Raw genomic sequence first — 12,028 nt, forward strand, 5'->3', positions numbered from 1 at the left:
TTTTAATAAATAATTTTTTATCTAAAAGCAAGAAAAACCTAACTCTTTTTTATATATTTATGTATTTTAAAAAATATAAATAAAACAACTACTAATAAAAGAATTATTAGTTCAACTTTTGAAATTAAACTTATCTCTAGTGAATGCTCTTTTCTAAAATCTATATTTATAAAATCTATAATTCCTTGACTAACAGAAATAATTGTAAGAAGTGTTAAAAATACTAAAATATATTGAACTGTTTTAGCAGATTGTGTTTTTTCATTTGACTCTACTGCTTCGCAAATATCTAAATAATTCTTTTCTGACTTTTCAAAAATCTCTTTTAAAGTATCAAATTTCTCAATATTTTTTTGTATATATACTAAACCATCTATATTTTCAATAGAATTAAGTTTTGCGAAATTACATTTTTGTAAAAAATAACTATTGATTTTGTGCATTTCTACAAGGGTATTTGAATTTACTTGTAATCTTTTTTTAAAATCAATTTTATACATTAGGTCTGTATATAATTCGCCAGCTTGTTTATAAATAACACTTTCATTCATAGTATTTGAATCTATATCTAAAAGTTCACTTACTTCAGATAATTCTATTTCTTTACTAAACCATAAAACAGAATCTTTATATATTGTAGCTTCATAAAGATCTTCATCAACTTCAACAATTGTATTTTCTGATTTCACCTTCTCTTTTAAGTAGTACTCTGATATTTTTTTATAATTCTCTTTATCTGATGTAAAGTAATGAACTCTGAATAAATATGAGTTATTAAAACTATCAACAGAAGAGTTTTTATCTAGGATTAGAGTTGAAAACTTAAAGTTTTCAGGAAGAGTTAAAAAGCCATTTTTATTTAAATCCATATTTAATTCATAGATTAAATCAAAAATCTCTTTTGAATAATTTTCAATAAAGCTATCCAAATATTTATCAAAAGCTGATTCTAATTTATTTGGTAATTTAAAATATATTTCAACAGAAGTTATCCCTGTAAGATGAACTTTTATAGTTAGTTTCTCAACTTTTTTATCAATATCTTTTTTAAATACTTTTTCACTATTTTTAAAATCAAATTCTATATATTTATAGCTGTTCCCATAAAATTTACTAAACCAATAAGTTTTTAAATTAGAATTTGTAAGTTTAGTAATTTGTAAAGGATTTAAATTTTTATTAGAAGTTATCTTCTCAATATGTAGTTTTCCACAAGTATAAAAAACCATATTTGCAACAATATACATTTCATTTTCCTTAAGATATCATTTTTGTGTATCTTGCCAAATGAAGGGTATATTAATGCTTAATTATATCTCTTTTAATTTTGTAAAATAAATTAGTAAAGTTATTACTCAAAAATTATAATCTCTGTTTCTAACTCTATATTAAACTCTTTTTTTACTTTTACTTTTGCTAGATTTATCAAATATATAGCATCATCAAATGTTCCATTTTGATGGTTTACCAAAAAGTTTGCATGAGTGCTTGAAAACTCCATATCTCCAACTCTATAACCCTTTAGTCCAACAGCTTCTATAAGTCGCCCTGCAAAATCACCTTTTGGATTCTTAAAACAGCTTCCAGCACTTGCCATTTGAGGTTGATTGTCTCTCATTCTTACAAATTCATCTTGTTTCTCTTTGCTAAAACCTCTTTTGATATTAAAAATAGCTTCATAAATAATAGAGTCAATATTTGTATGTCTATATGAAAAGTCTAAATCTTTTTTTAGAATATATTCATCTTTTGTCTTTATAGAGTGGATATAGTTAAAAATCTCCCAAGATTTAAGCCCTGCATTCATTTTAACTAAACCACCTAAATTCCCTGGAAGTTTTGCTAAAAACTCTAAATCTGCAATATTGTTTTTTCTAGCATATGTTAAAAGTTTTCCGCTACTTGTTGCACAACCAACATACAATAATTCATTTTCTTCTTTTATATAATCAAAACTATCACCTAAAATGGCAAATCTTTTTTCACAATTTGGTGAAATTAGTAGATTATTTCCTCTTCCAATTATTTGATAATCTTTATAATCACCTAGCTCATTTATGACCAAAACCTCTTTTATTCCACCAATATGAATAGAAGAGTATCTTTTAAAATCTACTATTTTTACTTCATTTATATTTTGATTCATCTACTTCTTAACTCTTCATATTCACTTGGGATTAAGAAATCTTGGGCTTTGATTAAGTTTTGGTAATGTCCATTTTTATAGCCTAATTCAAACAGTTTATCTATTGCTTTATATTGAATTTCACTCATTTTAACTGAATTATCATTTGCATAAAGGTCTAAATATTTATCTAAAGTAGTTGCATCAACTCTTATAAGCCCTTTTTCTAGTAGCATTGGTGCTAAAGTTTTTCTATTTTTATTTGCCACATCAACAGCTTTTATAAGTGCATTTTCATATTTTATAGCATCATTAAGTGGAATTGAACGACGAAGGCACATTCCACCAAGTGGAAGTGGTAAGTTTTCTCCTTCACATAGCTCAACCCAAATATCCCAAATCTCTCTTTCAACTTCAAGTTCACTACTATAAGTTAAAATTGATTCATGAATTAAAACTCCCGCATCAACAACTCCATCAAGAACTGCTTTTTCAATATCTAAAAAGTTCATATATGAAATTCGAGCATTTGGATATGCTATTTTAAAAAGTAGGGCATTTGTAGTAAACTCTCCACTAAGTGCTACTTTAAAATTCTTTTTAAGGTTTGTGCCCTTTTTTTTGATAAGTTTTGGTCCATACCCCTCGCCAAATGAAACAGCAGTTTTAAGTAAGGCAAAATCATCTTTTACAAAAGGGTATAGAGCAAATGAGATAGCACAAATATCGTAAATACCTTTTAGAGTTGCCTGATTTAAAGTCTCTATATCAGCTGCAATATTTTGAAATTTACTATCTTTTATATCTATCCAACCAAATTTAATAGCATAATACATAAAAATATCATCTGCATCTGGTGAGTGAGCTACACTTATATTTTTGATTTGTTTTATCAATTTTTGTCCTTTTAAATTCTTGGCAAAGATTGTATCAAGATTGGCTTTAAAATAAAAAAAGCCCAAACCAAAAGGTCTGGGCTTTTTCTTCGGAAATAACAAATCTTATAATCTTGATTCGTATCTTCTTAACATGTATAGTTTTTTTAACATTTTTTTTCTAGCAGAAATTTTTTGTTTTTTTCTGATTTCAGTCATTGGTTCAAAATATCTTCTAGCTCTTGCTTCAGTAACGATTAGGTTTCTGTCACACTGTTTTTTAAATCTTCTATACGCTTCGTCAAAAGATTCATTATCTCTAACTTTAATGCCTGGCACTAAAATCACCCTCTTTCTTTTAAAATTTAGGGTTGGATTATATTTAAACTATTCTTAATATCTATTTAACCTACATTTTTATAGAATAAAATATAAATTTTATAAGGATAAACTTTGAATTTAACACATCTTGATAATAATAATAGACCAAAAATGGTAGATGTCTCAGAGAAAAGTGATACAAAAAGAGTAGCAATTGCAAGTGGAAAAATTACAATGAGTAAAGAGGCTTATGAGGCTATTATCGGAAATGTTGTAAAAAAAGGACCAGTTTTACAAACAGCCGTAATTGCAGCAATTATGGGAACAAAAAAGACAAGTGATTTAATTCCTATGTGTCATCCTCTTTTATTGGCAGGGATTAATTGTGATATTCAAGAAAATTCAGAAGAAAATAGTTTTAAACTCTTTGTAACAGCTAAACTAAATGGTCAAACAGGAGTTGAAATGGAAGCACTAACTGGTGTTAGTATAGGGCTTCTTACAATTTATGATATGGTAAAAGCTATTGATAAATCAATGGTTATTTCAAATATTCAGCTTGAAGAAAAAAGCGGTGGGAAAAGTGGAGATTTTAAAAGATGATAGATTTAAGTAATAAAAAACTGGAGTTAAATTACCCTTGCTCTTGGGAGTATAAACTTGTTGTTTTAGAAGATTGTAATGTAAAAAAATGTGTAAAAGAGATTGTTTTTGAAAGAGAACATAGTATAAATGCTTCAAAAACAAGTACAAAAGGAAAATTTAAAAGTTATAATTTAAAACTTCTTGTGCATAATGAAGATGATAGAGTTGAACTTTTTAGACTTTTAGGAGAGCATAAAGAGATAAAAATGGTATTATAATTTATACTCATTTTTTAGTTTTTTTATAATTTCTAAGATAGATTTTGCATAAAGATAACCAGTGTCACTTTTATATGAAAAACCAGTATTATAACTTGACCAAATTTTAACCCAATTATCTTTATGTACACTTCTCCAATACTCTAACTCTATAATTGCATTTGCAGTTGCAAAACCAACATCATTAATAAGTTTTAAAGCAAAGTATTTTCTATTTGCTGGAGTATCATTTATATATTGTCTACTTAAAACAGTTTTTATATTTGATTGAAAAAGTCCAAAATCGTTACTACTAAAATTTGCTATATTTTTGCCTACACTTGACTCTTTTATAGCTATTGCCATTAAAGAGTATTTCATAATTGGTTCATCCGTTAAAGATTTAATCTTATTTAAAATCACTAAATCAGTTTTTGTAAGATTTAAAGAGTTTGCAAAAGTAAAATTTAGTAAGAGTAAAAATATAGTTATAAATCTCATTAAAATATAGTATCCTTTAAATAGTGTTCAATTATATTTAAAAGTGGTTCAACTAATAAAATTGAGATTATTGAAAGTATTACAACAAGAGCTATTATTGACTTTGTAACATTTGTTGCATTGCTCATAAACTCTTTTTTTGTAAATTCATCTGGGTCTTTTAAAAACATTGCTCCAACAGGTCTTAGATAGTAAAATGCTGCAATTACAGAGTTTATTACAATAATAATTGCTAAAGCTATTTCATTTGCATTTATTGCACTTCCAATTAGATACATTTTTGCCCAAAATAGTGAAAATGGTGGAAGTCCAGCAAGAGAAAATAGAAACATTCCTAAAATAATTGCAGTTGCAGGAGATACCTTTACAAAACCACTAAAGTGTTTGAAGTGATATGGAGAGGTATAATCTGTGTAGCCTTTTCCTCTATTTACCCAAAGCATTCCAAAAGCACCGATATTTGTAATTGCAAAAAGTATCCAATATAAGAAAAGTGTAACTGCTGCTTGATGAGTTGCTATTACTAAAGTAGCCATTGCCATTCCTGTATTTGCAATAGATGAGTATGCAAGCATTCTTTTTACATCAGTTTGGTGAAGGGCTATTAAATTTGGAATAGTCATAGTTAAAACTACAATAGTATAAAGTAGGGCATTTATAATTTGGTCATTTACTTGTATAAATATTTCAAAAAACCTTAAAGCTACAATAAAAACAGCCATTTTAGGAACAATAGATAAAAATCCAGCCATAACTGAAGTTGAACCTTGATAAACATCAGGAACCCAGATATGAAATGGGAAAAGAGAGAGTTTAAATCCTAAAGATACTAACATAAAACAAAATGCAGTTAAAACTAAAATATAGTTTGAAAAATTATCTTTACTTAAAAAATTTTCTGTTGTAAGAATGGTTGCAATACTATCAAGTTCAAGAGAACCTGTAACAGTGTATAAAAGCATACAAGCAAATACAAAACAAGCACCACCAATTGCTCCCATTGTAAAATATTTTAAGCTAGCTTCTAAACTAGCCATTTTATTGTGCATTGCTATTAAGACATAAAGTGCTAAAGATGAACTCTCAAGAGCAATAAATATTAAGATTAGAGAGTCACTACTAACCATAAATTGAAAAGAGGCAATTATAAATAGATAAAGTGCAAAATATTCAGCCATTCTATATTCTTGAAATCTAAGTTTTGACATAGCAAAAAATATAAATATAATCGCACTTAAAATAATAATTATTTGAGATAAAATTGCTACTCCATCAAGAAGTATCAAATCAAAGACTCCTCTTTGTTCACTATTAAAAGCTATAAGAGTAAAAAGGTCAAATACTAAAAAGAGAACTACCAAAAAAACATATAAAGATTTATGTAGATTTTTATTAAAAATATCTGTTAGAATAATACTTAATGCACCAATAATAGCTATTGCCATAGGAGCAATTGAATTTAGATTTAAAGATTCTAAACTAATATTAATCTCATTCATTTGGTGCTCCTTTTATAGAATTTAGTTCATCTAATTTATCTTTTGTCTCAATCTTTATAGCTTTATTTTGCATAATTTGAAGATGATTTGTAACAGAGACATTTAATGGGTCTAAAATTATTTTTGGATAAATACCTAAATATAATATAATAATAACAAGTGAACCTAAGGCTACTAGCTCTCTTCCATAAATATCTTTTAAATTAAGATTTATCTTTTTTAATCTTCCAAAAAAAGTTTGTTTATACATATTTAGCATATAAATAGCACTTAAAACTATTGTTAAAACAGTAATTGAGGCTAAAATAGGAGAATATTTAAAAAATCCTAAAATAGATAAGAACTCTCCTACAAATCCAACAGTCAAAGGAAGACCAATAGATGCCATTAGAACAATTAAGTAAAAGCTAGCAAAAAGTGGCATATTATTAGCTAGTCCTCCAAAATTTTTTATAAGTTTTGTTCCTGTTTTATCATATAAAAGCCCAACACACATAAATAAAGCTCCTGATACAATACCATGCCCAATCATCAAAAAAACAGCTCCAGAAATTCCCTCAACATTTAAAGCAAAAACTCCAATAGTTATAATTCCCATATGAGAAATTGAAGAGTATGCAATTAGTTGTTTCATATCCTCTTGAGCATAAGCAATCATAGCAGCATAAATAATTGCAATTATCCCTAAAGTTGCAAGAAGTGGTACAAAATATACACTAGCATCGGGAAAAAGTCCTAAAGAGAATCTTATAAATCCATAAGTTTCCATTTTTAATAAAATTGCTGCTAAAACAATAGAACCAATAGTTGGAGCTTGACCATGTGCTAAAGGTAACCATGTATGAAATGGAAACATTGGCATCTTTACAGCAAATCCAAAGAAAAAAGCGATAAATAGCCATAGTTGTAAATCAAAAGGTAGATTTATATTCATCCAATCATATAAAGCAAAACTCCAAACCCCAGTTGTTTGATAATATACATATCCAAAATATAGTATTCCAATAAGCATTATTAGTGAACCTGTAAAGGTATATAAAAAGAATTTAACAGCTGCATAAAGTCTTTTATTATATCCCCAAAACCCAATAATATAAAACATTGGAATAATAGTAAGTTCCCAAAATATATAAAATAGAATTACATCAAATGCTGCAAAAACTCCAACCATTGTCATTTCTAAAAATAGCATTGTAATGATGAGGTTTTTTACATCTCTTTTTTCAGTTAATCCTATAACTGCAATCATTGTCATAAAAGTAACCATAATTATTAAAAAGAGAGAAATTCCATCAACACCTATTAAATAGTTTATTCCATAAGAGCTAATTATTGGGATATTTACCATAAATTGGACATCAGCACTAGATATATCAAAGTTATAGTATAAAATAATAGATAAAACAAATTCAACAAAAGTAACCACTATTGCAAATTGTCTCATAGACTCTTTTTCTATTAAAAATCCTAAAATTGCTGCAACTGCTGGAAAAAATATAAGCATTGTTAAAATATGTTCCATAAAAAACCTTTAATAAACTAATAAAACTATGATAAATATAAGGGCTACTAAAAGTCCAAATACCATAAGTCTTAATGATGTTGATAAATTTCCAGATTGAATAGGTCTTAGTTTTGCTCCTAAATCATAAGCAAAATAAGCAATTTTATCTATAGTATTATCTATTAATTTTGTCTCAATATAGATATTGATAAATTTTGAAAATCTATAATATGGTTTTACTAAAACTTCTTTATAAATCTTTGGAATGTAATACTCTTTTAGTAAAATATTTTGTAGAAATCCTACTTCTTTCTCTTTTCTTTCCTCTTTTTTATACTTGAAAGTTGCAAGTAAGATTCCAAAAATAGATATAAAACTAGCTATTAAAATTAGAAGCCAAACAACTTCATAGTTTAGATTTATTGTAAATGTTGGAAGAACTCTTGTTGTAAACTCTTCAAAACTTTTTTCAAACCAACCTGAAACTATTGCTAAAAATAATAAAGGAGATATAGAGATTAATGCTAATTTTTTTGCATCGTGAATAGAAGAGTTTGTTTCCTCATAGTTTGCTTTTACAAAAAATACCCTCATAATAAGTCTAAAAGAGTAAAAGGCTGTTAAAAAGGCAGTTATTAGTAAAGTTGTATATAAAATTAGGTAATTTTGACTATAAACACTCTCTAAAATTTTATCTTTTGAGAAAAAACCAGCAAGAGGAAAAATACCACTTAAAGCTAAGGAAGAGATAATCATAATAAGAGCAGTTAGCTTCATTTTTGGATATAAATTTCCCATTTTCCTAATATCTAAATTACCATTTGTTGCATGCATTACATTCCCTGCTCCTAAAAATAGAGCTGATTTAAAGAATGCGTGAGTAAATAGATGAAATAGGGCAATACTATAAGCCCCAATTCCAGCTGCAACAAACATATATCCTAATTGAGATAGAGTTGAATAAGCAATTATTCGTTTTAAATCATTATTTACTAAAGCCATAGAAGCTGCAAAAATTGCAACAAAAGAGCCTAAATAAGCAATTATTAGACCTAGATTTGGAATTAAAAGATATATTTCATTACATCTAATTATTAAGTAAACTCCCGCTGTAACCATTGTTGCTGCATGAATCAAAGCAGAAACAGGAGTTGGTCCTTCCATCGCATTTGCAAGCCAAGTATGTAGTGGGAATTGAGCAGATTTTCCCATAGCTCCAATAAAAAGAAAAATACCTATTAATAAAGTGGTGCTATTATCTAAATATGAAATAGTTTTAAAAACTATATCGAAATTTAGGCTTCCTATATTCCAATAGATTAAAAACATAGCAATCATTAAACCCATATCCCCAATTCTATTTACAATAAATGCCTCATTTGCAGAAGCTGAAGCTTTTCTTTTTTTATAATAAAACCCTATTAAAAGATATGAACAAACACCAACACCTTCCCAACCTATAAATAAAACAGCAAAGTTATCAGCTAAAATTAAAACTAGCATTGAAAAAACAAAAAGTGATAAATAGCTAAAAAATCTATTAAATCCAATATCTTCACTCATATACCAAATAGAGTAAAAATGAACCATTGTAGAAACTATGGTAACCACTAAAAGCATAACAGCACTAATATGGTCTAAAATAAAAGAGAAAGCTAAATCTAAATTTCCAATTACTATCCAATCGAATAGAACTATCTCTACAGCAAAATTATTTTCATAAATATAAGAGAAAAGATAAAAACTACAAAGCATAGAGATAAAAATAAGTAAAGAGTTAAAATAGCCAATAATTCTTAAAGGTTTAAAAAATGCAAAAATAGCTGATATTAAACTAGCTATTAAAGGAGCAAAAAGAGCTATATATAAGAATTTCTCCATTTTAACCTCTCATCTTTGCAATATCATCAAGATTTAAAGAGCCACTTCTTTTATACCATAAAATCAAAAGTCCAAGCCCAATAGCAACTTCACTAGCAGCAACAGCTATTATAAAAAATGCAAACATTTGACCACCAAGGTCATTATAATACTTTGAAACTGCTACAAAACCAATATTTACAGCATTTAACATAATCTCTGTTGAGAAAAATAGCATTAAGAGGTTTTTTCTTCTAATTACTCCAAAAACTCCAATAAAAAATAGAATGGCACTAAGGATTAAATAGTAGTTTAAACTCATATTTCACCCCTTTTTATAGCTTCATTATCTTTTAATAGTTTATCAATTTGTTTCTCCTCAATCTCTGAAAATGAGATATTCATCTTTTTACTTGCTAATACTATTGCTCCAATCATAGCAATTAAAAGCATTAAAGCTGCCATTTCAAAAGGTAAAAGATATTTTGTAAATAGGGTTAATCCTATATTCACACTATTTGAAACTTCGCTATTTACTGGATTTTGTACTTCTATATTTTGTCCTAAAACGGGAGCTATTAAAATAATTACAATAATTAAAGCAATAGTTCCTGATAGAAAAAAGCTTAGTCGTGGATTATTTATTTTCTCTTCAACTTCACTTAAAGTATCAAAAAACATCATTCCAAAAGCATATAAAGCCATAACAGCACCACTATAAACAACTATTTGAACAACTCCTAAAAACTCTGCATCAAGTAAGAAGAAAAATCCTGAAATAAAAATCATTCCAGCTGCAAGTGAACTTAGTGCATATAGAGTGTTGTTGGTTAAAACAGTTATTAAAAACATTGAGATTGTTAAAATTGAAAAAATTGTAAAAGCTACTATTTCAAACATTTTTTATCCTAATAAGATAGTGGAGTTTTTTTGATTTTTTTGTCAGCATCTTTTGAAACACTTCCAAAACCATCATACTCGATTTGCCATTTTATACTATCTTTAGGAGTTAGAATATCCTCTTTTAGTGTAAAATGGGCTCTTTGTTCACTTGCATTTTCATATCTTTGTCCATGAACAATAGCAAGTTCTGGGCAAACTTCTGCACAATATCCACAAAAAATACATCTTCCCATATTTATTGTATATTCTAAAACCTCTTTTCTTGAAGTTTCATCTATTCTTGTATCCATTTTTATACATTTTGAAATACAAATTTTTTCACAAAGTCCACAACCAATACATCTCTCATTTCCTGATTCAAGTAGCCTTAAAAGTTTATGAACTGCTCTATATCGTGGGCTTAGAGGAAGTTTCTCTTTTGGATAGTGGACTGTTGCACTCTCATTTTTAAATAGTGTTCTATAAAATATCCCTAGAGTTATCTTAAGCCCAATAAAAAGCTCTCCTTTAATTGATCTTTTTACAATTTGTTTGAAAATATCCCAATTTGATTTAGGATAATCATCTTCTAAAACTATTTTATAATCTTTTTCGTTCATCTTTTTTTCCTAAAACATAAGGGCAAAGCCCGTAATCAAAATATTTAAGAATGCTAAAGGCATTAAAATTTTCCAACAAAGCCACATTAATTGATCAGGTCTAATATGTGGCCAAGTTGCTCTTGTCCATAAAAAAACAAAGATTAAAAACATAACTTTTAAAACTATTGCAATACCACCAGGTATAAACCAAAGAGGATTAAATCCACCTAAAAAAATAAGTGCTATTAAAAATGAAATTGTATATAAATTTGCATATTCACCTATAAAAAACATTCCCCATCTAAGTCCTGAATACTCTGTTGCATATCCTGAAACCAACTCAGCTTCATGTTCTAATAAATCAAAAGGAGTTCTATTTGTTTGAGCAAATCCAGAGATTACAAAAAGAATAAAAGCTAAAGGTTGAGAAAAAATTAGCCATGAGAAAACTCCTTCACTTTGAAAATTGTTTATATCAATTAATGATAGACTTCCTACTAGCATAAGAGGAGAAATTAGTGCAAGTCCAGATACAACTTCATAAGATAAAAGTTGAATTGTTGTTCTAGCTCCTCCAAGTAATGCCCATTTTGAAGCACTACTCATTCCTCCAAGTAGTGCTCCATAGTGTCCAGCTGAAGAGACTGCTAAAACAAATAGAAGTCCTACATTAATATCACTAATTATTGGTTTTATTGTATATGAGAATATTGTAAACTCTGGTAAAAATGGTACAGCACTCATTGCTATAAAAGCTGTACTAACTGTAATTAGTGGAGCTATCATAAAGATAGTTTTATTTGCATTAGAAGGTACGACATCCTCTTTTGTAAAGAGTTTTATTCCATCTGCAATAAGCTGAAAAAGCCCATAAGGACCTACAAGATTTGGTCCAACTCTTCGTTGAAAAAATGCTAGAATTTTTCTTTCAATATATGTTGTAAAACCTGCAAGAAAGCTAAAAACAGCAAGAACTACAAAGATTTTTATAAGAGTTTCAATGATTATTGCTTCCAT

General features: G+C 27.7%; 14 protein-coding genes. 2 read left to right on the forward strand and 12 right to left on the reverse strand.

What is annotated here, in order from left to right; all coding sequences use genetic code 11:
• Positions 1-38: 38 nt before the first annotated feature.
• From AFAEC_RS00465 to rpsU, 4 genes are all read right to left on the reverse strand, one after another.
• Positions 39-1,247, reverse strand: a complete 1,209-nt coding sequence (locus tag AFAEC_RS00465) for a hypothetical protein (RefSeq protein WP_026806783.1) — start codon at positions 1,245-1,247, stop codon at positions 39-41.
• Between the two features lie 104 nt (positions 1,248-1,351).
• Positions 1,352-2,146 carry a UDP-N-acetylmuramate dehydrogenase gene (locus AFAEC_RS00470; protein ID WP_034216740.1) on the reverse strand — a complete coding sequence of 265 codons (795 nt, stop codon included), beginning with the start codon at positions 2,144-2,146 and terminating at the stop codon, positions 1,352-1,354.
• Positions 2,143-3,021, reverse strand: coding sequence for a menaquinone biosynthesis family protein (locus AFAEC_RS00475; RefSeq protein ID WP_306459116.1), 879 nt, complete (start codon positions 3,019-3,021; stop codon positions 2,143-2,145). Before AFAEC_RS00475 ends, AFAEC_RS00470 begins: the two co-directional genes overlap by 4 nt.
• 105 nt (positions 3,022-3,126) lie before the next feature.
• A complete protein-coding gene (gene rpsU / locus AFAEC_RS00480) occupies positions 3,127-3,339 on the reverse strand; it encodes a 30S ribosomal protein S21 (RefSeq protein WP_026806780.1) in 213 nt (70 codons plus the stop codon).
• A gap of 114 nt (positions 3,340-3,453) precedes the next feature.
• Between rpsU and moaC the strand changes: the two genes are divergently transcribed.
• Complete coding sequence (gene moaC, locus AFAEC_RS00485) at positions 3,454-3,924, forward strand: cyclic pyranopterin monophosphate synthase MoaC (protein ID WP_026806779.1); 471 nt, start codon at positions 3,454-3,456, stop codon at positions 3,922-3,924.
• Positions 3,921-4,184 carry an HP0495 family protein gene (locus tag AFAEC_RS00490; protein ID WP_026806778.1) on the forward strand — a complete coding sequence of 88 codons (264 nt, stop codon included), beginning with the start codon at positions 3,921-3,923 and terminating at the stop codon, positions 4,182-4,184. The genes moaC and AFAEC_RS00490 overlap by 4 nt, the downstream gene beginning before the upstream one ends.
• Here the strand turns inward: AFAEC_RS00490 and AFAEC_RS00495 are convergent.
• Genes AFAEC_RS00495 through nuoH form a run of 8 tightly spaced genes read right to left on the reverse strand, consistent with a single transcriptional unit; the run spans position 4,179 to position 12,028 of the window.
• Positions 4,179-4,664, reverse strand: a complete 486-nt coding sequence (locus AFAEC_RS00495) for a transglycosylase SLT domain-containing protein (RefSeq protein WP_051487631.1) — start codon at positions 4,662-4,664, stop codon at positions 4,179-4,181. The two genes, AFAEC_RS00490 and AFAEC_RS00495, sit on opposite strands and share 6 nt — an antisense overlap.
• Positions 4,664-6,163 carry an NADH-quinone oxidoreductase subunit NuoN gene (gene nuoN / locus AFAEC_RS00500; RefSeq protein ID WP_026806776.1) on the reverse strand — a complete coding sequence of 500 codons (1,500 nt, stop codon included), beginning with the start codon at positions 6,161-6,163 and terminating at the stop codon, positions 4,664-4,666. Before nuoN ends, AFAEC_RS00495 begins: the two co-directional genes overlap by 1 nt.
• Positions 6,156-7,685 carry an NADH-quinone oxidoreductase subunit M gene (locus tag AFAEC_RS00505; protein ID WP_026806775.1) on the reverse strand — a complete coding sequence of 510 codons (1,530 nt, stop codon included), beginning with the start codon at positions 7,683-7,685 and terminating at the stop codon, positions 6,156-6,158. Before AFAEC_RS00505 ends, nuoN begins: the two co-directional genes overlap by 8 nt.
• A 9-nt stretch (positions 7,686-7,694) precedes the next feature.
• Positions 7,695-9,548 (reverse strand): NADH-quinone oxidoreductase subunit L, encoded by a 1,854-nt coding sequence (nuoL, locus tag AFAEC_RS00510; RefSeq protein ID WP_026806774.1) that lies wholly within the window; start codon positions 9,546-9,548, stop codon positions 7,695-7,697.
• 1 nt (position 9,549) lies between these two features.
• Positions 9,550-9,849: an NADH-quinone oxidoreductase subunit NuoK gene (nuoK, locus tag AFAEC_RS00515; RefSeq protein WP_026806773.1), complete on the reverse strand. Its 300-nt coding sequence runs from the start codon at positions 9,847-9,849 to the stop codon at positions 9,550-9,552.
• The gene (locus AFAEC_RS00520) at positions 9,846-10,427 is read right to left on the reverse strand and encodes an NADH-quinone oxidoreductase subunit J (RefSeq protein WP_026806772.1); all 582 of its coding nucleotides are present in this window, start codon (positions 10,425-10,427) and stop codon (positions 9,846-9,848) included. Before AFAEC_RS00520 ends, nuoK begins: the two co-directional genes overlap by 4 nt.
• An 8-nt stretch (positions 10,428-10,435) precedes the next feature.
• Positions 10,436-11,029 carry an NADH-quinone oxidoreductase subunit NuoI gene (gene nuoI / locus AFAEC_RS00525; protein ID WP_026806771.1) on the reverse strand — a complete coding sequence of 198 codons (594 nt, stop codon included), beginning with the start codon at positions 11,027-11,029 and terminating at the stop codon, positions 10,436-10,438.
• A 9-nt stretch (positions 11,030-11,038) separates the two neighbouring features.
• On the reverse strand, positions 11,039-12,028 hold the full coding sequence (gene nuoH / locus AFAEC_RS00530) for an NADH-quinone oxidoreductase subunit NuoH (protein ID WP_026806770.1): 990 nt from the start codon (positions 12,026-12,028) through the stop codon (positions 11,039-11,041).

Origin of the sequence: Aliarcobacter faecis, assembly GCF_013201705.1 — a bacterium.
GTDB lineage: Bacteria > Campylobacterota > Campylobacteria > Campylobacterales > Arcobacteraceae > Aliarcobacter > Aliarcobacter faecis.